This is a genomic window from Henriciella sp. (assembly GCF_029936995.1).
Classification (GTDB): domain Bacteria; phylum Pseudomonadota; class Alphaproteobacteria; order Caulobacterales; family Hyphomonadaceae; genus Henriciella.
Genome location: NZ_JAPYRE010000001.1, coordinates 77,366 through 96,541 on the forward strand (window position 1 = coordinate 77,366; position 19,176 = coordinate 96,541).

The following is a 19,176-nucleotide window of genomic DNA, read 5'->3' on the forward strand; positions in this document are numbered from 1 at the left end:
ATAAGTCAACAACCCGTTCCAGTCAGCGGTATCGCAACCCTCTCAGTCCGGCAGCCTCGTAGATGGCGTCGAGCTGGGCCTGCTGGGTCAGCATGGCCTCACCTTCTGTCGGTAGGGCCGTGTCGGTTCTCAGAGCCTCTGTGACCGCGGCCAGCTGCCAGGTGTAAGACGAGATCGGGCTGACCGGGGCGTTCACTTCGCCGCCTTTTGTCATCATTGTGAGGTGGCCGCCCTGGTGCGGCGCAAGTGGATTGACGAAGCTGATCGAGCCTCCAGAGCCCTTTACCGTCATCTCGGCCTTGAAGGGCGTGCCCTGTGCCATGGATGTTGTCAGCTTTGCGGTTGCCGCGTCTCCAAACTCAAGCCGGGCCTGTAGTGATTCATCGACGCCGCGTTTTGTGAGCGTGGCTTCGGCGGTTACGGAAGTGGGAGCCTGATCCATCAGGTGCAGTGCCCAGCTCAACGGATAACAGCCGAGATCCATCATCGCGCCACCGCCTGTCTCGGGCAGCTGGCGTATTTCGTCGTCGCTATCGCGGATCTCGACATTGAAGACAGCATCGACTGTCTGCACGGTACCGATAAGCCCATCCCTAACCCAGTCCAGGCATTGCCGGAAAGCGGGGTGATAGCGGTAGTGAAAAGCTTCGATCAGCCGCTTGCCGGATTTCTGGGCTGCGGCCTGCATGGCCGTCGCTTCGTCCATATTCATGGCGAGCGGCTTTTCACAGAGCACATGCTTGCCGGCCTCAAGCGCGCGGATTGTCCACTCGGCATGCCGGTTGATGGGAAGCGGATTGTAAATGAGGTCGATCTCATCACTCTCGATCAGGGATTCATAGGTATCGAAGACTTCGCGTACGCCGTGCTCCTCGGCAAACAGGCTGGCGCGCTGCTTGTTGCGTGCGGAGATGCCGTAAAGGCGTGCGGCAGGGATGACGGCGGCCGGCTGACACAGGGCTTTCGGACTGATCCGCGCGGCACCGAGCAGGCCGATATTGAGAGGTCGGGTCATGGAAGTGATTACCTGTGAATCGAGAAATTTCTGGAAGCGTCACCAACAACATAGGATCGGGCTGGCGATCTCAAGGGCATAATGACGCGCGGCTCCGGCTTGCACTGTGTGCCGTCGCCGTCTTACTTGGCAGTAGTTTTATAGCCTGATTTGAGAAATGAGACCGCCATGCCTGTAATGACCTTCCTCAATACCTGCATCTTTGACCACGGGGCCATCCAGAAACTCCCCGGCGTCCTCAAGAGCAATGGCGTGTCAAAGCCATTCGTCATCACCGACCCCGGCATCAAGTCAGTCGGTATTCTCGAACAGATCCTTGAAGCGATTGGCGGCAAGACGGCAGGGGTCTTCTCCGACACTGTAGCCAACCCGACAGAAGACCAGGCGATCAAGGTGACAGAGCTTTACAAGAGTGCCGGGGCAGACGGCATCATTGCGCTTGGCGGTGGTTCCAGCATGGACCTGTCCAAAGCGGTCGGCCTGCTGGCCAGCCATGAAGGCCCGCTGGAAAAATATGCCGCCATGTCGGGTGGTTCAAAGCATATCAAGAAGCTGCCGCCGCTCATCGCGATTCCGACGACGGCAGGCACCGGCTCTGAAGTTTCCATCGGCATGATCACGACGCTGAACAATGGCCGCAAGGAAACTTTCGCATCGCCGAACCTGATCCCCCCGGTCGCGATCTGTGACCCGGACCTCACCCTTGGCCTGCCGAAGATGATGACGGCGGCGACCGGCATGGATGCAGTCACGCACTGTATCGAGGCGGTGCTCGTGCCTGTGTCGAACCCGCCGGCCGAAGGGATCGGCTATGACGGGCTGACGCGGGCAGTTGGCGATGGCTGGCTGCGCCGGGCAGTCGAGGATGGCTCCGACCCGGAAGCGCGCTGGAACATGATGATGGCGTCCTATGAAGGGGCACTTGCCTTCACCAAGGGGCTCGGCAGTGTTCACGCGCTGTCGCACGCGGCTGGCCGCCTGCATGAGAAGAAGCTACATCACGGCACGCTGAACGCGATTTTCCTGCCGCACCTTCTGCGCTTCAATGAAGGTGCCGCAGACCGCAAATATGAGCGTCTTCGGGTTGCGATGGGACTCAAGGAAGGAGCCGACCTGGCGGATGCGATTTCCCGCCTCAACGAGGACATCGGTATCCCGCACACGCTGAAGGAGATCGGGCTGGACGCTTCCGACGGGCCGGGTGTCGTTGAATATGCACTGGCCGACCTGGCTCACCGCGGCAATGCCAAGCCGGCGACCCAGGAAGATTATGAGCGTATCTATGAAAGGGCGCTCGGCTAGCGGGACAGTCCCTGTCTGTTGCGGTTTGAAATGAAGCAACGGAATTCGTGAATTGCCTTGGCTGCCGGGGTTTTTAAACACCGCTCCTGCATGCCAGTATAACTCAGCACAGACAGGACATCACCGCCATGCAGTTTATTGATCTTCAGGCCCAGCGCGCCCGCATCAGTGACAGGATCGACAGCGCGATCGCAAAAGTCCTTGAGAGCGGCCAGTTTGTCATGGGGCCGCAGGTGAAACAGTTCGAGGAAGAGCTTGCGGCCTTCTCGAAGGCCCGTCATGCGGTCGGATGTGCAAACGGCACAGATGCCATCGCGCTGCCGCTAATGGCCTGGGAACTACAGCCCGGCGACGCGGTGTTCTGCCCGTCTTTCACGTTCTGCGCGACGGCAGAAGTCATTCCGTGGCTGGGCGCAACGCCGGTCTTCGTCGATGTCCAGCCGGACACGTTCAATATGGACCCCGGGCACCTCGAGGCGGCCATTGAACAGACCTTGAAGGAAGGAAAGCTCACGCCGAAAGTCATTATTGGTGTCTGCCTGTTCGGGCAGGCGGCCAATTATCCGCGCCTGCGCGAAGTTGCTGACAAGTACGGCCTGAAGCTGATCGCCGATAGCGCGCAGGGCTTCGGCACGACGATCAGTGGCCGCCACCCGTCCGATTACGCCGACATCGTCACGACAAGTTTCTTCCCGGCCAAGCCGCTCGGCTGCTATGGCGATGGCGGGGCCGTTGTCACAAATGATGCGGCTCTGGCGGAACGGATTGATAGTTTGCGTGTCCATGGCAAGGCGGTCGCTTCGGATACCAAGGGCGCCGACTTCGAGCATGATCCCAAGTATCTCAACATGCGGATCGGCATGAATTCGCGCCTTGATTCCATACAGGCGGCAATCCTGAGCGAGAAGCTCGCCATCTTTGCTGACGAGATCGAAATGCGGAACCGCGTGGCCGCCCGTTATAATGAGAAACTCGCCCCGCATGTGATGTCAGTGCCGGCTGTCGCGGAAGGAGTCGTTTCGACATGGGCGCAGTACACGATCGAGCATGAGGACCGCGACGGCCTGCAGGCCCACCTCAGGTCAAAAGGTATTCCCTCGGCGGTCTATTATCCTGTGCCGATGCACATGAACGTCGCCTATGAACATTATCCGACCGGGCCGGGCGGTCTTCCGGTGACGGAAGCTCTTGCCGGCCGTGTCATGTCTCTGCCGATGCACCCCTATCTCGGCGAAGACGATCAGGATCGTATCGTGGAGGCGGTCGCCGGTTTTTCCAGCTAGGGCGCCTGCTTGTCAGGACGCCCAGCTATCCAGCGCATGTCTGACAACCTCTTCGCATGAGGGTTTCCAGTCCGGCATCGGGCCGAGCAGGCTATCGGCAAGGCTGACATCGAGCACGACGCCTAATGGTCGGTTTGCGGGGGTCTTGAACTGTGACGACGATACAGGCTCCAGTGTCGGCACTCTATGGCCGAGCCTTTCGGCGGTTTCGAAGATGTGTTGTGCCCAGCCATACCGGCTGACCGGGACCGGCGGACCGAGATGCAGCACAGGCGGCAGTGGATCGCCGCGCTCCAGGTATCCAGCCAGTATGATGAGCTTTGCCGCCAGATCGTCTGCCGGCGTCGGACGGCCATGTTCGTCCTCCACCAGCTTCAGGGTGTCTCGCTGAAGACCTGCGCCCAGTATCTTGCTTACGAAGCTCTCGCCTTCCCTGTCGAACAGCCAGCTGACACGCGCGATGAGGTGTGGCCCTCCCGCCTGCCGGACCAGCGTTTCGCCCTCGAGCTTGCTGGCCCCATAGACCGAGTCTGGTTCCGGCCAGGTCTTTTCCGGCAACGGGCTATCCGGATCGGCCTTGCTGAAGACCATATCCGTCGAGATCTGAATGAGTGGGATGCTGGCCGCCGCGCAGAGCCGTGCCAGCAGCCCCGCGCCCGCAGCGTTGACCCGGTGCGCGTTGTCACTTTCGTCTTCCGCGTGGTCGACGGCGGTATAGGCTGCGGCATTGATCACGCATGATGGCTGGCGCTGCTCGAGGACGGATGCAAGCTGTACAGGATCTGTAATATCCATCCGGTCTCGCGGCAGCGCGCGGCAACCCTGCCGGGCCAGTGCCATGCCGAGGCGGCCATTGCCCCCTGTGACGAGGATATCCTGGGTCATGATCAGGTGCCTTGGTCAAAGGGTGTGTCGAAGTTCGCAAGTGTCGGCCATGTGAAGTCCCGGCCCGACATGACGACATCATCAGGCTTTGGCCACGGGATGTTCAAGTCCACATCACACCACAACAGGCCGCCCTCACAATCAGGCGCGTAATAATCTGAAACCTTGTAGGCGACCTGTGTATTGGTCGTCAGCGTCTGGTAGCCGTGGGCGAAACCGACGGGCACGAAAAAGTTCTGATGATTTTTCGCATCGAGCGTGATCCAGAGGGTCTGTCCATAGGTCGGTGATCCCTTGCGCAGGTCGACGATCACATCGAAGATTTCGCCGCGCAGCACCTGTATGAGTTTCGCCTGCGCATGGGGCGGGGCCTGGAAATGCAGCCCCCTGGTCGTGCCGGGCGCAGCAGAAAAGGCATGATTGTCCTGAACCCACTGAACATCAGGCAAGCCGGTTTCGGCCCAGTCGCGCGCATTCCATGTCTCACAGAACCAGCCGCGGGAATCCCCATGCGCCTTTGGCGTTATCAGCAAGGGGCCAAGGATTTCGAAACTCTCGACGTTCAGGATGGGCATACGGCTTGATTGCCTGCACCACGGTATTCGTCAATGCCGGTTGTCGAGAAGCTTGTGGTTCGGACCAGACAAGAACTGCCAGAATGGGAGCGAGTGAGATGAACAAACATCGTATCAGGCCCGTGATACTGTGTGGCGGAAGAGGAACACGGCTATGGCCACTTTCCACGCCTGAACGTCCGAAGCAGTTCCTGCCCCTGCTCGGTGACGGGACAATGCTTGAAACGACCCTGGCGCGTGTGACGGGCAAGAGCGGCGACGATGCCCTGGAGTTTTCCGACCCGCTGGTCATAGGCTCCGAAAGCCATCAGACGGTGATCCGCGAGGGGGCAGGGGATGCGGCTGTCCTGCTCGAACCTTTCGGGCGCAATTCAGCTGCACCCGTTGCGGCCGCCGCCCTTTGCGCCAGGCCCGATGACCTGCTTCTGGTGCTGCCCGCTGATCATGACATCGGCGATGTTCCTGCCTTTCATGAAGCGATCAGGAAGGGTGCGGATGCTGCGCTGTCCGGGTCCGTTGTCACGTTCGGGATCGTTCCGGATGGCCCGGCAACGGGATATGGCTACATCAAGGTCACGGCTCGTACAGGCGCAGTGAGGGAGGCTGAGCGTTTTGTCGAGAAACCGGATCGCGAGACGGCGGAACGCTATGTGTCCTCTGGTGAGTACTACTGGAATGCGGGGATTTTCCTGTTCCGGGCATCTGACATGCGAGCCGCTTTCCGGGAATATGCGCCGGACATCCTTGATGCTGTTGCATCAGCGCTGCCAGCAGACAGCTACATTCCGACGGGAAAGACAGTCCGGCTGGAGCCGGAGGCGTTCAAGACCTGCAGGGAAGAGTCGGTCGATTATGCCATCATGGAGCATTACAAGAACCTCAAAGTGGTCCCTGTCAGCATGGACTGGAGCGATATTGGTAGTTTCAGGGCGCTCTGGGAAAGGTCCAGAAAGGACAGCTCAGGAAACGCCGTCACCGGAAAAGCCGTGCTGAACAATTGCCGTAACTGCTATGTGCATGTGACGGGGCAGTCTGTATCACTGGACAATCTAAGCGATGCTGTTGTCATCGCGACCCCAGAGCAGATCAGGGTATCCGGAATGGAAGCTCTGCCTCCTGTAAGGCCGCTTTAAAAAAAACTCCCACCAGAATTGCTGAGACGATTTGCTGAGCATGCTGGGAAACATGTCGGCCCTTAACGCTGGCACGCTCCGCAATAGAAACTCGAACGTCCGGACTGAACGATGCGCCGGACAGCTGCGCCACAGCTGCGGCAGGCTTCGCCTTCGCGGTCATAGACGGAGAAAGTGTGCTGGAAGTAGCCGAGCTCTCCGGAAGCTGCCTTGAAGTCGCTGATGGATGAGCCGCCTGCGGCGATGGCTTCCCGGATCACGTCATTGATTGCCACCGCAAGACGCGCGGCGCGTTGGCCCGGCACGGTGGAAGCGCGGCGACGTGGGCTTATGCCGGCGCGGAAAAGCGCTTCGCAGACATAGATATTACCGAGCCCGGCAATCGTACGCTGGTCGAGAAGGACAGACTTGATCGGCCCTTTCTTGTCACGGAGGGCTTCATCAAGCCATGCATGCGAGAATTCGTTCGAAAGCGGTTCAGGCCCGAACCCGGCAAGCCGCGGATACCGCTCCATCTGAAGCAGGGGCCAGAGTTCCATGAAGCCGAAGCGGCGCGGATCGTTATATGTCACCACATGACCGCCCTCCATATGGAAAATGACATGGTCATGTTTGGGATCGGGGGCGATTGCCTGATGAAAACCGCCGGGCTGCGCCCCGCCCGTGATCGTGAACCGGCCCGACATGCCAAGATGCATGATCAGTGCGTCACCAGAGGAGAGTTCTGCGACAAGGAACTTGGCACGCCGTGACAGGCGCACAACCTTTGTGCCGCGCAACCGTTCGGCAAAGCCCTGAGGCAGTGGAAAACGCAGGTCCGGCCGGTTGAGAACGACTGATAGCAGGGTGCGGCCTTCCATGACGGGGGCAAGGCCGCGGCGAACTGTCTCGACTTCGGGTAATTCGGGCATGATACCCGCATATAGCGTTTAGATTTTCATGCCACTATGGTTCCCGCGCATGACAGATGAGACAGACACAGAAAAGACGGTCAGTTTTGGCTTTGAAGAGGTTTCGCCTGATGAAAAGGTGAGCCGGGTCAAGGGCGTGTTCCGCTCTGTGGCGAGCCGTTATGACGTGATGAACGACCTCATGTCGGCTGGCGTCCACCGCCTCTGGAAACATGACACGATCGCCAAGCTCAACCCTCAGCCCGGCGAGCATCTTATAGATGTCGCAGGCGGAACAGGGGACCTGTCGAAAGCCTTCATCGACCGGGCCGACAGGGCTGGTCACCGGCGCGGACGGGAAGCAGCCGCAAGCGCGGTTGTCTGTGACATCAATGATGCGATGCTGGATGCAGGCCGGGCCCGCGGAGACATGGCAGCTTATGCAGACCGGATCAGCTGGGTCTGTGGCGATGCGCAATGCCTGCCTTTCGGGGACAGGTCAGCAGATGCGCTGACGATTGCCTTCGGCATCCGGAATGTCGCTGACCGGGCAGCAGCCCTGTCAGAATTCCGCCGTGTCCTGAAACCCGGCGGGCGGCTTGCGGTGCTGGAGTTCAGTCATATGACGGTACCGATGCTGCAGAAGCTCTACGATACCTACAGCTTCAATATCATCCCACGGATGGGTGAGCTCGTCGCTTCAGACCGCGACAGCTACCAGTATCTTGTTGAATCAATAAGAAGATTTCCGAAACAGGATGCGTTCCGGAAAGAGGTCGGAGACGCTGGTTTCTCCGGCGTCTCCGTTACCAATTTCTCTGGGGGAATTGCGGCCCTCCATTTCGGGTGGGCTGTATGAATTCCTCACTCTTCGTTCGTGTCGACCGACATGCCGTCCTCGTCGACGGAGATCGAGACGTCGGATTCACCTCCGTTACCTTCGCCGCCGGACGTCGGCTGTCCAGCGAAGTACCAGATACCGAAACCGATGACGGCCACGAGAAGGGCCCCGACGATAAACCAGAGTGCGCTGTTACCAGATTGATTGTTTTCAGCCATTTTGCGTCTCCTTTTCGTGGGATTGAAAACGTCTATGGTTGCCAGCGGTTCCCATATTCTGGAGGCACACCTTGCTGAAAGCGCTTGCTGACTATGGCCGCCTGATGCGTGCGGGGACCGCGCTTGTGCGCCATGACGTCATTCTGCCGGGCGAATACCAGACGCGTCTTCCCCTGCCTGCGCGCCTTGCGGGACGGATGTTTCGGCTGTTCGGTGGACGTGCCAAAGGGCGTCCAGGTGAGCGGCTTGCCAAGGCACTTGAGAAGCTAGGACCTGCCTATATCAAGCTCGGCCAGTTCCTCGCGACACGCCCGGACGTGTTCGGTTCTGATGTGGCGACAGACCTGTCCCGGCTGAAAGACAAGCTGCCGCCTTTTTCCATGAATGAGGCCCGCAAGGCCCTTGAGCGCGAATTTGGCAAGGCGGAAGCTGACAGGCTGTTTGCAGGACTGGGAGAACCGGTTGCTGCGGCATCACTTGCCCAGGTTCACAAGCTGGAGACAGCGAATGGATTGAAAGCGGTCAAGATTCTCAGGCCGGGGGTCGAGCGTCTTATCTCGCAGGAACTCCGGGCGATGCGCCGGGCAGCGCGCACGATCGAACGCGCTTCCTTGGAAAGCCGCCGCCTCAAGCCCGTTGCCTTCACCAATACCGTGGCCGATTCGATGATGAAGGAGCTGGATCTTCGTCTCGAAGCAGGCGGGGCCGATGAAATCCGCGCCCTGTCGGATAAGGAGGGCTGGTTTGTGGTGCCCTCTGTAGACTGGGAGCGCACGGGCCAGCGCGTCCTGACAACTGACTGGGTCGAGGGGCGGCCCCTCACTCAGTCCGATGCCCTTTCCCAGCCCGGCCTCGACCGGGCCGAGCTTGCTGTCTCCATCACGCGCGGTTTCCTGTCACAGGCGATCGGCCATGGCGTCTTTCACGCCGACATGCATGAGGGCAACATACTGATCCTGCCGGACAACAAGGTCGCGCTCGTGGATTTTGGCCTCATCGGGCGGATCGGCATGAACGAGCGACGTTTCCTTGCTGAGATTCTGTGGGGGTTCATACGGCGGGATTATTACCGCATCGCCGAGGTGCATTTCGAGGCGGGCTATGTGCCGGCCAACCAGTCTGTTGGTGATTTCGCACAGGCGCTCCGGTCTGTCGGGGAGCCGATCCACGGCAAGTCTGCCGAAGATGTCTATATGGGCCGTATCCTTTTGCAACTGCTGGACTATACGCGCACCTTCGGCATGCATTTGCGGCCAGAGCTTGTCCTGCTCCAGAAGACGATGGTGCAGGTTGAAGGTGTCGCGCGCGCCATCGATCCGAAGCACGACATCTGGAAAGCGGCCGAGCCGGTCGTGAAAGGCTGGATCAGCGAGAATTTCGGTCCATCGGGCGCAGCCAGGCTGGCAGCGCGGAATGTGCGGGAGGTCGCCGAGCGGTTGAAGCGTCTGCCTGAAGTCATGGACCGGTTCGAAGCGAGCCTCGATGAGCGGTCTGGTGACGGTACACCTGATGGTACAGCAGCAGGCCAGAATCGGCCGCCCTGGTGGGCCTGGTTCGGCCTGACGGTGACGCTTGCAGCTATTGCGGGACTGACGGCCGTACAGTTCGCCTGAAACGGGAAAGGACTCCTCTCCCCGGCTGCCTGTGTTAGGTTAATCAATTCCTAACACGAGTGGTCCGGTTCGTATGCGGAGAGTGAGTCACATGAAACTGTATTCAATCCTGCTGAGCGCGTTCTGCCTGAGCCTCATTGCCGCGCCGGCATCTGCGAAAGCCTTTCAGTGTGTGAATGGTGTACTTGAGGGTGGCCCGCCGGGCTTTGTGTGCAGCACGGATACGCAGGGCAAGATCGTCGATATCCATCAGCCTGAGCCTCATGCCTATCCCGAAACGCGGATTTACAGGACGACCCGCAGCGTCCTGGATCCGCAGGGCCACACCACCTACCAAGAGGACCGCTACACTCGCTCGCAGGTCCTGAAAGGTGCCGCCTCCGGTCCGCGTGCAAGCTACAGGCAGGACACCCTTTCGAGCCAGCCAGCGCCCCGCGTGCAGCGCACCTATACCTATTCAGCGCCAGCCCACAGGGCCTATCCATCTGCCCCGGAAGTTCACGGCGTGCGCGTGTTCCGGGGCGGAAGCGAGGGCACTACGAGGCCCTGCAGCTACTACGCGGCCGAGCACGGCGTGACGACATATAGAGGCTGTGCCCACAGCCATCGTGAGGTGCACTACGACAGCACGCCCGAGCTTTATGGCGCGCGCCACGAGGCCCCACCTCGCCGGGCGCGTCCGGGCCGGGACATCGTGCCTGTCGTGGGGATCAGCCGGGGTGTCTGCGACCGGCGCATCCGCAGGCTTGGCGACGACCGTGCGGGCCGTACGCGTTACGAGGTCTGCTACTCCGACCTGCAGCCGGTTTATGGGGGCCGCGTGGAGCTTCTCTATGACCGTATCGCAACGGCTGCACGCCGCGCATGCCGTGGGCAGGCAGGCTATGGAGCCTATGCCCGGCGCAATGACTGTGAGGACCAGGCCGTCGAGGCCGCCGTTTACGACACAGGACTGCAATCGCTGGTGAGCTTTCATGCCGCAAAGACAGGACGGCGCCAGCCAAATGTGATTGTGGGGCCGCTGCGCCGCTATTAGGGGGCGGGGAGCAGGCGCAGCACAGACCGGGTGTGATTGTCGAGGGGGCACTCACACCCGGTTTCGTGTTCTTGCTGAGCCTCAAGACACGGTTGTCGTCGATTTCTCAACACTTTCCGTGTAAAAGGGGCTCAAGAAACTTATCTGGTCCCAATGAGCACGCAACGAATTCTCCTGATCATCGGTGGCGGAATCGCCGCCTACAAGTCACTTGAGCTGATCCGCGAGCTGTCCCGGCGTGGCATCCAGTGCCGCTGTATCCTGACAAAAGGTGGTGCGGAGTTCATCACGCCGCTGTCTGTCTCGGCACTGTCGGGTGAGAAATGTTTCACTGACCTGTTCAGTCTCGATGACGAGGCTGAAATGGGTCATATCCAGCTTTCGCGCTCTGCAGACCTGGTCGTGGTCTGCCCGGCAACGGCTGATCTGCTTGCCAAGGCGGCGGGTGGCCACGCAAATGACCTTGCCTCGACAACACTGATGGCGACGGACGCGCCGGTGATGATGGTTCCGGCGATGAATGTGCGCATGTGGGAGCATGCCGCCACACGGCGCAATGTCGAAACGCTGCGCGGGGACGGGGTCACCGTTATGGAGCCTGATGAAGGCGCGATGGCGTGCGGTGAGTACGGGCCGGGCCGCCTGCCTGACGTGCCTATCATCGCTGACGCGGTCGAGGCCGAACTTGCCCGCATTGCCGGACCGAAACCGCTGGAAGGCCGCCATGTGCTCGTTACGGCCGGCCCCACGCGTGAGCCGCTGGACCCTGTGCGTTATCTTTCCAACCATTCCTCCGGCAAGCAGGGCTATGCGATCGCTGGCGCGCTGGCAGCGCTTGGCGCACGTGTGAGCCTTGTTTCGGGCCCTGTTGGCATCACACCGCCGCGCGGCGTCGATCACATCCCCGTCGAGACAGCCCAGCAGATGCTCCAGGCATGTGAAGATGCGCTGCCTGCCGATGTGTTCATATCGGTCGCGGCCGTAGCCGACTGGCGCCCGGCAATTTCGTCGGACAAGAAGCTCAAACTCAAGGATGAGGGCAAGACGCTTCCTGCGCTGACACTCGCGGAGAACCCCGACATTCTCGCCACCCTGTCACACAAGACAAGTGACAGGCCCGGACTGGTCATCGGTTTTGCCGCCGAAACGCATGATCTCGAGGCGCTGGCGCGGGCCAAGATGCAGCGCAAGGGCTGTGACTGGATCGTCGCCAATGACGTGTCCGGGGATGTCATGGGCGGAGCGGAAAACGAGGTTGCGCTTGTCACGGGGAGCGGGCTGGAAACATGGCCGCGCATGGACAAGACCGAGGTGGCCCGCCGTCTTGCGGAACGGATTGCAGTCGCGCTGAACGATCCGGACGACAGGCAGGTCGCAGCCGAGTAGGTTAATCAGCGAACCGCAGGCTGTTTACACTTCACGCAGTTCTATTCTGGAACCAGGCCAGGTGTGCATGGTTACTGAGACGGAAACACTTTGTTTGCGGATACGGTGGTATTCTCAACGTCTGAATATGAGATCTGGATCAGGTCATGAAGCTGATTGTTGCGTATTTTATCTTTATAGCGGCCCTCTTGATTGGCCTGTCGGTTCTCGGTGGCAGCTATGCACAGGCCGATACCGAGCCAAAGGCTGACACTCTCGAAGCCATGCCTGCCAGTAGCGAGCCGGTATCGCGCGCGCCCGGGACGGGGCCAATCAATGTGGATAGCCGGTCCATCTGAGCGCTTTCGAGTTGACAGCGCCGGGCGACTCCCGCGCATTGGCGCTCATGAAAGACGTGACTGTTGCCGTAAAAACGCTGCCCCATTTCGAGGGACTCCCATTTCCTGTCTATGAAACAGAAGGGGCCGCGGGCATGGATGTCCGTGCTGCTGTTCAGGAGGATAAGGCTATTGTCCTGAAACCGGGTGAGCGCGCCATGGTGCCGACCGGCCTGTCCGTGGCCATACCTGACGGCTACGAAATCCAGATGCGTCCACGTTCTGGACTGGCGGCAAAGCATGGGATTACCTGCCTCAACAGTCCCGGTACGATCGACAGTGACTATCGTGGTGAGATCAAGGTGATCCTGATCAATCACGGGGACGAGACATTCACCATCGCGCGCGGGGAGCGCATCGGCCAGATGGTGCTGGCCCCGGTCACGCGGATCGCCTGGCAGGGCGTGGAGACGCTGCCCGAGACAATGCGTGGCGAAGGCGGATTCGGCTCTACGGGTCGATAACATACCGGAATAGCCTTGCTTTTTCGCCGCTGAGTCCTTATTATCGAAATACGATAATAAACAGGGGTCGCTCCATGGAAATCAACAGCCCGTTCACAATGGTCGTCATCATCGTGCTCATTTCCGTGGGTGCAGGTGTCATCAACAATTACTTCAAGATGCGTGCCGGGCGCGAAAGCGATGCGGAAAGCCGGGCTGATGTCGAGCGGATGCAGGGCGAGATTGACCGGCTGACAGAGCGTGTGCGCGTGCTCGAGACGATCGCGACGGACAAGGATGAGCGCCTGCGCGAGGAAATCCGCCGGCTTGCTTGACAGGCCGAGCGAATAGCCGCCCCATCAGGACTGTTGAGGGGGAGGCAGTTACATGGCGCTACCGCGGCTTACGCAGGTCAAATCGGAATTTTCAGTTGGCTCATCCATCGGCACGGTGATCGTGTGGATGCTCCTGACGCTGATTACGCTCGGCATCGCCGCGTTCTTCTTTCCTTACTTCTACCAGAAGGACGTACTCAACAGGAGTTTCGTGGTCGACGGGACGGGCACAAAGATGGGGCGCCTGCGCTGTTCCATCGGTTTTGGCGATGCTTTCGGGCACGCCTTTCTCTGGATCCTGCTGACAATCATCACGCTCGGCCTGGCGCTATTCATCTACCAGATCCGTGTGACGCGCTTTGTCTACAATCATACCGAGATCGAGTGGCTCGACTGAGTCGAGGGCGCTTACAGCAATACATCTTCACCCTTGGCAAATTTCGCCAGCAGATAGGCGTCGGTATTCTCGATCGTTTCCAGCGGTCCGAAAGCAAAGGCGCTGCGGTCTATCACGAGGTCACGCGGGCGCGGGGCGCGGGAGATTTCAAGCCCCTCGAGTGAACGGGCACGCGAGAAGGCAACATAGGCCTGTCCGTGGGCGAACATACCCCTGTCGAAGTCGATATAGAGCTTGTCGAGGGTAAGCCCCTGTGCCTTGTGGATGGTCACGGCGTAGGCAAGACGCAATGGTACCTGCTTGAACGTGCCGACGACATCGCGGGAGACTTTCTTCGTCTCCGGATCGAGTTCGTAGCGGTATTTCTCCCAGGCGGCCGGTTCGATTTCATAGAGGTGCCCATCGAGCTCGACCATGACATTATCGCCCTTGAAACCATCGACGACTGCCAGCGAGCCGTTTACCCAGCGGCCTTCCGGGTCATTCTTTATCAGCATGACCCGTGCTCCTTCCTTCAGTTCCAGGTCGGCTTCGGTGGGGTAGGATTTCTCGTCGAATTCCCCCTGCACCCTGGCTTCAAGCACGTGCGGCTTGCCGGGCAGGTCATCGAGGCGGGCCTGGTTGATGCGGAAGGCATTTGCATTGTTCGGTGTAAGAACGACATGGGTCTCGCTGGCCTTTACAGCCGTGCGGCCGGAGACAAGCGATTGCAGCAAGTTCTGGTCAGGCGGGGTAAGGCGTCCCTGCCGCATTGCGCCCAGGAGAGCGAGAAAGCGCGGATCGGCCTGGCGGAAGACATGCTTTAGCGCGAGAAGGGCGAACTCGGCCTCCTTGAAGCCGGGCGCATTGAAGAAGTAATGCCCGCCATAGCGCTGGTTCAGGATCTCGGCTTCTTCTCCGCGCGCGACGGGCGGCAGCTGGTGCAGGTCACCTGAAAGGATCATCCGCACACCGCCGAACGGGCGTTTCGAGCCGCGATTGAGCCGCAGGCTCTTGTCGATGGCGTCGAGCATGTCGGCTCGTACCATGGAGATCTCGTCAATGATCAGCGTCTCGATCGCCTTGATGAGGCGCACCCCGCGCAGGCGTTTGATGTCAGTCGGCTCGATCAGGCGCGGGGGCAGCTTGAAGAAGGAATGGATGGTCTGCCCACCCGCATTCATTGCGGCCACTCCTGTTGGCGCGAGAACGACGGTGTTTTCCCCAGCCTCGGCAAGAAAGCGGCGCAGCATGGTCGTCTTGCCGGTGCCGGCGCGGCCCGTCAGGAAGAGGTTGCCTTGCGCGCCCGCGCCCTTGGCGACCCATTCGGCCGGGGCGGCATAGAGGCTGTCGGGCAGGTGTTCGGTATCTGACTCGTTCATTGTCTGTAGCCTTAACCGCATCCGTCCTGCTAAGCGAGAGCATGGCCCTGACCCCTGAACAGCTCGAGCGCCAGAAACGGCATATTCTCATCAAGGAGATCGGCGGGGCCGGTGTCCAGAAGCTGATGGGCGAGAGCGTTTCGATCATTGGCGCAGGTGCGCTGGGCGGGCCGTGTGCGATGTATCTCGCCGCAGCCGGTGTCGGACACATCGAGATCTGGGATGATGATTCAGTGGAGCTGTCCAACCTCCAGAGACAGGTGCAGTTCGGACGAGCCGACATCGGGCAGGACAAGGCTATCCGGCTGGCTGAACGCCTGCAGGCCGCCGCACCGGACTGCGATGTCAACGTTCGGGAGATGAGGTGGCAGACAGGCATGTCGCTTGCCGGGAGTGTCCTGATTGACGCGACAGACAATTACGAGACCCGTTTCGCGTTGAACCGTGTTGCACATGGCACCGCGCGGCCGCTTGTTTCCGGGGCGGCGCTGCAATGGTCCGGGCAGGTTTCCGTGTTCGCCTCGGGCGTGGAGGAAGGGGCACCCTGTTATCAGTGTTTCGTGCCAGAGCCCCCGCCGGATGCAGCAGCCTGCGAGGATGCTGGCGTCGTCGGGCCGGTTACGGGAATCGTGGCGTCACACATGGCGCTTGAAACCCTGAAACTTGTCACAGGTGCGGGTCGGCCACTTATCGGCACAATCCTTTTACTGGACGGCTTGAGCGGCATTTCGCGGAGTGTGAAACTTCATCAGGACACGGACTGTCCTGTCTGTTCAGCGTGAAAGTTTCCTTTGACAGCGACGGCTTTTGACGATTTTACGACAGGTGTGGTGTCACTGGTGAGGGCAGATGTTTCGCAAGCTGGCTGCGATCTCTCTGGCAATAGTCGCCCTTCTTGCGGCGGGATGGCTTGCCCTTCGCCGTCCTGACATTCCCTATCAGACCCTGGAAAACCGCTACGCACTCGAACAGTCCAGATTCGTGACGGCAGCCGGGAATGTGAAGATTCACTATACCGATACCGGCCCGCGCGATGCACCAGTTGTCGTGCTCGTCCACGGCTATGCGGCTTCACTGCATACCTGGCTGCCGTGGCAGAAGCGTCTGAGCACAAATTACCGCGTAATTACGCTGGACCTGCCGGGGCATGGCCTGTCACGTGTGCCTGAAGACCCACCGGTCAGCATCGAGTATTTTGTCGATGTCGTCGACAGTCTGACCCGCAAGCTCGATATCGGGCAGTTCTCGCTTGCCGGCTCCTCGATGGGGGGCAACGTTGCCTGGCAGTATGCGCGTGCTCATCCCGGCCAGCTCGACAGCCTGATCCTGGTGGATGCAGCTGGCTGGCCTGCTAGAGAGGGCGAGGCGGACAGCTCGCCGATGGCCTTCAAACTTCTGCGCTGGCCGGTCGCGCGCCTTCTGATGCGTGACCTCGACATGACCGGCCTTATCGAGGACGGACTGCGCAAGTCCTTCGTTGACCAGACGCATGTCACTGCGGAGATGGCGGAGCGTTACAGTGCGCTCTCACGCGCCCCCGGCCACCGCGATGTGCTGCTTCGGCTGGCAGCCAGCAGACCGGATCGTGAGAAGGCGAGCCGCGAAACGCTGTCTGCGATTGATGTGCCGACCCTCATCATATGGGGTGAGGAGGATAAGCTGATCCCGGTCTCTCACGCAGAACGTTTCAAGCGTGCCATTCCGAACGCGGTGGCCATCACCTACCCTGCCGGCCATGTCCCGCAGGAGGAAGTTGCCGCGCGGAGTGCAGGCGATGTCAGCGCATTTCTGGATCGTCATGCGAGCGGGACGCCAGCACGGGGTGTCACGCAGGTGAACCGCCCCGCCGGCACGACCGTCCCAGCCGGGGCGAAAACGTCTTCCCAGAGATAGTTGCCGGTCAGAAACCGAAGCGCCTCAATCGCGATCGGAACTGAGGTCGGCATACATCAGGGAGGTGAAGCGTTTCTCGGTCATGAAGCCGCTTTCCCAGTCTGCGACCCATGGTTCGAGTGGACGGGCTTCCAGGGTCTCCTCAAGTGTCTTACCGGCATCGATTTCGCCCTGCACCGCAGCCATGGCCTCTTCGAGCATTGTCTTCAGCGCCATGATGTCAGTCCGGTCAGCTTCGGAACCGTGGCCTGGAATGATCCGCGTTTCGGCATTGGCGAGTTCGTGGAGTGTTTCCAGCCCGGTGACGTATCCCGCGAAGGTGCCGCCGCTTGTGATGTCGACAAAGGGGAAGCTGCCATTGAACATTACGTCGCCGGTATGGATGACATTGGCTTCCTCGAAGAAGACTGCGGAGTCACCGTCGGTATGCGCGTGGGGCAGGTGGTGGATATGGATGGTCTGGCCATTCAGATAGAAGCGCATCTCTTCTGAGTAGGAAATGACCGGCCAGGCTTCTTCTGGGGCGGGCGGTGTCGTGCGGGTTTCGCTGCCGAAGTCTTGCACTTGTTCATGCGTGAGCCGAGTGCGGACCTCGTCATGGGCCACGATGGTCGCCCCGGCCCCGGCCATGGGTTTGTTGCCGCCCGTGTGATCGCCGTGCCAGTGCGTATTGAGCAGAAAGCGCACATTGGACGTATCCGCGACCTCGCTCACCGCGTTCAGCAGGGCAGGGGCCATCTCGGCATACTGGCTGTCGATGATGAACGCGCCGTCCTCACCTGTGAGGACGCCGAGATTTCCGCCACGGCCCGTCAGCATGTAGATGCCGCCGCCAAGTTCGCTTGTTTCGACTTCGGCCGGTTGTGCAGACTGGGCAGTATGCGTGCCATTGCCATGCGCGTAGGCGCCCGGTGCAAGTGCAAGCGCCAGTGCAGCCAGGCCGGATGTGTGTCTGAGCATTGAGTAGCCTCCCTTGGGTTTTCGCCAAGGTTAGACTTTTGATCGCTGAAGGCGAATCAAATCTGCGCAGGCCTGGGAACTGACGCGGAAAGCTGCCTCAGGCGGCAGATACGCTTGCAGCTTCAGGGCAGAGAATACGCTGTATGTCCTGGGCCGTTTCGGCTTGGCGCAGCGCTTCACGAATATCTGGCTGGCGAAGGGTGCGGCTGACCTGGGCGAGCGCCCGCAGGTGATCGGCACCAGAGCCAACCGGTGCGATCAGCATGAAAATCAGGTCGCAAGGGCGATCGTCGACTGCGTCGAAGTCAACCCCGCCATCAAGGCGTACAAATCCGCCAACCGGCTGGGGCAGCTTCTCGATCCGGGCGTGCGGTATGGCGACACCTTCGCCGACGCCGGTCGAGCCGAGCCGTTCGCGTTCCATGACCGCATCGAAGATATCACGCGTGTCCAGGCGCGTCTGTTCGGCCAGCGCGTTTGCGAGTGTCTTCAGGGCCTGCTTGCGGTTCTCGACTGCAACAGGATCGAGGATGACACCCTCACCGAGAAGGCTTGTGAGATCATTTGCCATAGTGCGCCAAACGTTTCGTCAGGAAGTCTTGTCTTCAGTCGCCGGATCAACCCAGCCGATATGTCCGTCGGAGCGACGGTATACCATGCTGAGCCCCTTATGCTTCGCATTGCGAAACATCAAGGCCGGTGAGTCTGCAAGCTCCAGCTGAAGTACAGCTTCGGAAACAGTCATCGTGCGTATGGAAGAAGCAGATTCTGCAACAATAACAGGTGCTTCGCCATCTTCACCCGTGTCGGCCGGGTCTTCATCCTCAGGCGTTACCTTGAGCACAAAGGCCGATGCCGGTTCGCTCGGGAAGGGCGTGCGGCCATTCTTGTGATGGTCCTTGAGGCGCCGCTTGTAACGACGGACCCGCTTTTCGAGCTTTTCAAGGGCTTCATCCAGCGCGGAATGGGCGTCATTCGCCTTGCCGGTCGACTGCAGGATAATGCCCGAAGGCAAGTGTATGTTGCAGTCTATTTCCGTTTCGTGGCCGTTCGGGCTGACGGTGACATGACCATCAAATTCCCGGTCGAAGTACTTGGTGACGGCTGCTTCCAGACCTGTCTCGATACGCGTGCGCAGCGCATCGCCAAGGTCCATCTTCCGTCCTGCAATCTGTATCTGCACGGAACTCTCCGATAACGAAAGTCTACTATAAACACACCGGTCGCGGAAAT

The 19,176-nt window shown here is 60.1% G+C and carries 22 protein-coding genes; 13 read left to right on the top strand and 9 right to left on the bottom strand.

From position 1 onward, the window contains the following. Nucleotides 1-22: 22 nt before the first annotated feature. Complete coding sequence (locus tag Q1K31_RS00385; RefSeq protein WP_300375502.1) at nucleotides 23-1,015, bottom strand: Gfo/Idh/MocA family oxidoreductase; 993 nt, start codon at nucleotides 1,013-1,015, stop codon at nucleotides 23-25. Nucleotides 1,016-1,183: 168 nt separating this feature from the next. Between Q1K31_RS00385 and Q1K31_RS00390 the strand changes: the two genes are divergently transcribed. Both Q1K31_RS00390 and Q1K31_RS00395 read left to right on the top strand, forming a co-directional pair. Continuing rightward, complete coding sequence (locus Q1K31_RS00390) at nucleotides 1,184-2,317, top strand: iron-containing alcohol dehydrogenase (protein WP_300375504.1); 1,134 nt, start codon at nucleotides 1,184-1,186, stop codon at nucleotides 2,315-2,317. Nucleotides 2,318-2,445: 128 nt separating this feature from the next. Further along, a complete protein-coding gene (locus tag Q1K31_RS00395; protein ID WP_300375506.1) occupies nucleotides 2,446-3,600 on the top strand; it encodes a DegT/DnrJ/EryC1/StrS aminotransferase family protein in 1,155 nt (384 codons plus the stop codon). Between the two features lie 12 nt (nucleotides 3,601-3,612). On the opposite strand, the gene rfbD is transcribed toward Q1K31_RS00395, so the two are convergent. After that, nucleotides 3,613-4,485 carry a dTDP-4-dehydrorhamnose reductase gene (gene rfbD / locus Q1K31_RS00400; protein WP_300375508.1) on the bottom strand — a complete coding sequence of 291 codons (873 nt, stop codon included), beginning with the start codon at nucleotides 4,483-4,485 and terminating at the stop codon, nucleotides 3,613-3,615. A 2-nt stretch (nucleotides 4,486-4,487) separates the two neighbouring features. After that, entirely contained in the window at nucleotides 4,488-5,060 is a 573-nt protein-coding gene (gene rfbC, locus Q1K31_RS00405) for a dTDP-4-dehydrorhamnose 3,5-epimerase (protein ID WP_300375510.1), read from the bottom strand. 98 nt (nucleotides 5,061-5,158) lie between these two features. On the opposite strand from rfbC, the gene Q1K31_RS00410 reads away from it, so the two are divergent. After that, nucleotides 5,159-6,193 carry a mannose-1-phosphate guanylyltransferase gene (locus Q1K31_RS00410; RefSeq protein ID WP_300375512.1) on the top strand — a complete coding sequence of 345 codons (1,035 nt, stop codon included), beginning with the start codon at nucleotides 5,159-5,161 and terminating at the stop codon, nucleotides 6,191-6,193. Between the two features lie 62 nt (nucleotides 6,194-6,255). Here Q1K31_RS00410 and mutM read toward each other — a convergent pair whose 3' ends face one another. Further along, the gene (gene mutM, locus Q1K31_RS00415) at nucleotides 6,256-7,104 is read right to left on the bottom strand and encodes a bifunctional DNA-formamidopyrimidine glycosylase/DNA-(apurinic or apyrimidinic site) lyase (RefSeq protein ID WP_300375514.1); all 849 of its coding nucleotides are present in this window, start codon (nucleotides 7,102-7,104) and stop codon (nucleotides 6,256-6,258) included. Nucleotides 7,105-7,153: 49 nt separating this feature from the next. On the opposite strand from mutM, the gene ubiE reads away from it, so the two are divergent. Beyond that, entirely contained in the window at nucleotides 7,154-7,942 is a 789-nt protein-coding gene (gene ubiE, locus Q1K31_RS00420; protein ID WP_300375516.1) for a bifunctional demethylmenaquinone methyltransferase/2-methoxy-6-polyprenyl-1,4-benzoquinol methylase UbiE, read from the top strand. A gap of 5 nt (nucleotides 7,943-7,947) precedes the next feature. On the opposite strand, the gene Q1K31_RS00425 is transcribed toward ubiE, so the two are convergent. Continuing rightward, nucleotides 7,948-8,142 carry a hypothetical protein gene (locus Q1K31_RS00425; protein WP_300375518.1) on the bottom strand — a complete coding sequence of 65 codons (195 nt, stop codon included), beginning with the start codon at nucleotides 8,140-8,142 and terminating at the stop codon, nucleotides 7,948-7,950. A gap of 71 nt (nucleotides 8,143-8,213) precedes the next feature. On the opposite strand from Q1K31_RS00425, the gene Q1K31_RS00430 reads away from it, so the two are divergent. The 7 genes from Q1K31_RS00430 (at nucleotide 8,214) to Q1K31_RS00460 (ending at nucleotide 13,729) form a co-directional block, all read left to right on the top strand. Continuing rightward, complete coding sequence (locus Q1K31_RS00430) at nucleotides 8,214-9,755, top strand: AarF/UbiB family protein (RefSeq protein WP_300375520.1); 1,542 nt, start codon at nucleotides 8,214-8,216, stop codon at nucleotides 9,753-9,755. Between the two features lie 91 nt (nucleotides 9,756-9,846). Continuing rightward, nucleotides 9,847-10,791: a hypothetical protein gene (locus Q1K31_RS00435; RefSeq protein WP_300375522.1), complete on the top strand. Its 945-nt coding sequence runs from the start codon at nucleotides 9,847-9,849 to the stop codon at nucleotides 10,789-10,791. Nucleotides 10,792-10,944: 153 nt separating this feature from the next. Further along, a complete protein-coding gene (gene coaBC, locus Q1K31_RS00440; RefSeq protein ID WP_300375524.1) occupies nucleotides 10,945-12,177 on the top strand; it encodes a bifunctional phosphopantothenoylcysteine decarboxylase/phosphopantothenate--cysteine ligase CoaBC in 1,233 nt (410 codons plus the stop codon). A 146-nt stretch (nucleotides 12,178-12,323) separates the two neighbouring features. Continuing rightward, the gene (locus tag Q1K31_RS00445) at nucleotides 12,324-12,515 is read left to right on the top strand and encodes a hypothetical protein (RefSeq protein WP_300375527.1); all 192 of its coding nucleotides are present in this window, start codon (nucleotides 12,324-12,326) and stop codon (nucleotides 12,513-12,515) included. A 47-nt stretch (nucleotides 12,516-12,562) separates the two neighbouring features. Continuing rightward, complete coding sequence (dut, locus tag Q1K31_RS00450) at nucleotides 12,563-13,018, top strand: dUTP diphosphatase (protein WP_300375530.1); 456 nt, start codon at nucleotides 12,563-12,565, stop codon at nucleotides 13,016-13,018. A gap of 74 nt (nucleotides 13,019-13,092) precedes the next feature. Continuing rightward, nucleotides 13,093-13,332, top strand: coding sequence for a hypothetical protein (locus Q1K31_RS00455; protein ID WP_300375533.1), 240 nt, complete (start codon nucleotides 13,093-13,095; stop codon nucleotides 13,330-13,332). Between the two features lie 52 nt (nucleotides 13,333-13,384). Continuing rightward, nucleotides 13,385-13,729, top strand: a complete 345-nt coding sequence (locus Q1K31_RS00460; RefSeq protein WP_300375536.1) for a DUF6693 family protein — start codon at nucleotides 13,385-13,387, stop codon at nucleotides 13,727-13,729. An 11-nt stretch (nucleotides 13,730-13,740) separates the two neighbouring features. On the opposite strand, the gene Q1K31_RS00465 is transcribed toward Q1K31_RS00460, so the two are convergent. Continuing rightward, entirely contained in the window at nucleotides 13,741-15,090 is a 1,350-nt protein-coding gene (locus Q1K31_RS00465; RefSeq protein WP_300375539.1) for an AAA family ATPase, read from the bottom strand. A 41-nt stretch (nucleotides 15,091-15,131) separates the two neighbouring features. Between Q1K31_RS00465 and Q1K31_RS00470 the strand changes: the two genes are divergently transcribed. Further along, on the top strand, nucleotides 15,132-15,872 hold the full coding sequence (locus tag Q1K31_RS00470; protein WP_300375541.1) for a HesA/MoeB/ThiF family protein: 741 nt from the start codon (nucleotides 15,132-15,134) through the stop codon (nucleotides 15,870-15,872). Between the two features lie 67 nt (nucleotides 15,873-15,939). Continuing rightward, nucleotides 15,940-16,983 carry an alpha/beta fold hydrolase gene (locus tag Q1K31_RS00475; RefSeq protein WP_300375543.1) on the top strand — a complete coding sequence of 348 codons (1,044 nt, stop codon included), beginning with the start codon at nucleotides 15,940-15,942 and terminating at the stop codon, nucleotides 16,981-16,983. 24 nt (nucleotides 16,984-17,007) lie between these two features. Here the strand turns inward: Q1K31_RS00475 and Q1K31_RS00480 are convergent, their stop codons facing one another. The 3 genes from Q1K31_RS00480 to raiA all read right to left on the bottom strand — a co-directional run bounded on the left by Q1K31_RS00480 (nucleotide 17,008) and on the right by raiA (nucleotide 19,126). Next, nucleotides 17,008-17,943 (bottom strand): MBL fold metallo-hydrolase, encoded by a 936-nt coding sequence (locus tag Q1K31_RS00480; RefSeq protein WP_300375546.1) that lies wholly within the window; start codon nucleotides 17,941-17,943, stop codon nucleotides 17,008-17,010. Between the two features lie 97 nt (nucleotides 17,944-18,040). Further along, nucleotides 18,041-18,514: a PTS sugar transporter subunit IIA gene (locus Q1K31_RS00485; RefSeq protein ID WP_300375548.1), complete on the bottom strand. Its 474-nt coding sequence runs from the start codon at nucleotides 18,512-18,514 to the stop codon at nucleotides 18,041-18,043. A gap of 18 nt (nucleotides 18,515-18,532) precedes the next feature. After that, on the bottom strand, nucleotides 18,533-19,126 hold the full coding sequence (raiA, locus tag Q1K31_RS00490; RefSeq protein ID WP_300375550.1) for a ribosome-associated translation inhibitor RaiA: 594 nt from the start codon (nucleotides 19,124-19,126) through the stop codon (nucleotides 18,533-18,535). Between the last annotated feature and the right edge of the window lie 50 nt (nucleotides 19,127-19,176).